The organism is Pseudoflavonifractor sp. An85, assembly GCF_002161235.1.
Classification (GTDB): Bacteria; Bacillota; Clostridia; order Oscillospirales; family Oscillospiraceae; genus Enterenecus.
Window position 1 is genome coordinate 1 of record NZ_NFHE01000093.1, and the last position, 1,361, is coordinate 1,361.

Annotated in this window: 2 protein-coding genes; both read left to right on the top strand. The window is 44.0% G+C overall.

What is annotated here, in order from left to right:
* The first annotated feature begins 91 nt into the window (after positions 1-91).
* On the top strand, positions 92-439 hold the full coding sequence (locus B5G37_RS15820; protein WP_070088837.1) for a transposase: 348 nt from the start codon (positions 92-94) through the stop codon (positions 437-439).
* Positions 429-1,247, top strand: a complete 819-nt coding sequence (locus B5G37_RS14455) for an IS3 family transposase (RefSeq protein ID WP_242962909.1) — start codon at positions 429-431, stop codon at positions 1,245-1,247. Before B5G37_RS15820 ends, B5G37_RS14455 begins: the two co-directional genes overlap by 11 nt.
* The last annotated feature ends 114 nt before the right edge of the window (positions 1,248-1,361 follow it).

The following is a 1,361-nucleotide window of genomic DNA, read 5'->3' on the forward strand; positions in this document are numbered from 1 at the left end:
TATAATGGTCTCATAAATTAAGACACTTTTTCGGACAATTTTTAATGAATCTGATATACTAAAATCAATACGAAAGAGAGGATTCATTACTATGTCCAGACAAAGAAGAAGTTTTAGCGCCAAATTTAAATCAGACCTTGTGATTGAACTGTTAAAGGGTGAGAAAGATCTCAATACCCTTGCCGCGGAAAATAACATCCAGCCAAACCTGTTGCGGAACTGGAAAAAAGAGTTCCTTAACAATGCTTCCCTTGTGTTCGATGACAAGCGTGAGGAAAACCTCAAAGAGAAACTTGCCGAAGAACGGAAAGAGAAAGCGGCGTATGCTAAGAAAGTCGGTCAGTTAACCATGCAGGTGGACTGGCTCAAAAAAAAATCTGAAGAAATTTGCGGACCTGACTACGAGAGTAAATTTAGTCCAAAACCTTTTGACGACTAAAGAACTCCCCGCTTCTGTTGGTGCCCGGCTTCTTGGTATTAATCGTACCAGCATTTATTATAAAAGCACGCCTGTTTCTGAAGAAGAATTGGCCTGTAAGGAGATCATTGACCATCTGCATACAGATAATCCCACCTGGGGTGCCAGGCAAATGTCTGCGCAGCTGAAAGCCCGTGGATATCAGGTCGGCCGACGCAAAGCAAGGCGTTATATGAATGAGATGGACATTTATCCCATTTATCCGAAAATGAATCTTTCTAAGCGGATGCAGCAGGCCAAGGTATGTCCCTATCTCCTGCGTAATGCGGTGATAGACAGGCCAAACCAGGCATGGTCCATTGATATTACCTATGTTCCCATTCGGAGAGGGTTCCTGTATCTGACAGCCGTGATCGACTGGTACAGCCGCTGTATTGTTGGTTGGGAAGTAGATGATACTCTTGATACAAGGATGGTGATCAACGCCCTGAAAAAGGCCTTCAAAGTAGCGAAACCGCAGATCCTGAATTCTGACCAGGGATGTCAATTCACAAGTCAGCAATACATTGACTTCGTAAAGGAAAATGGGATCCGCCAGAGCATGGACGGGAAAAGCAGGTGGGCAGATAACATCATGATTGAGCGCTGGTTCCGCAGCTTCAAGTATGAAGAAGCTTATCTGACGCAATATAACAACATCCGTGAGGCAAGGAGTGCCATCGGGAAGTATATCCATACTTACAACTTTGAGCGCCGTCATTCCGCACTCGACTACCAGACACCGGCTGAATGCTACTATCCGGCAATGTTGTTGCCATATGTAGCTTAGCATATATGGGAATGGGAGTATTCCACCGTCCTATACCTCATCCCTGTAACTTATCCACCGTATCAGTTCATTATAAAAATCTTAGATTTTTGTCTTGACAACTGAGCCACTATA

Bases quoted from the DNA above. Each gene is read 5' to 3' on its own strand.
- B5G37_RS15820 (WP_070088837.1), top strand. From the start codon at position 92: ATGTCCAGACAAAGAAGAAGTTTTAGCGCCAAATTTAAATCAGACCTT.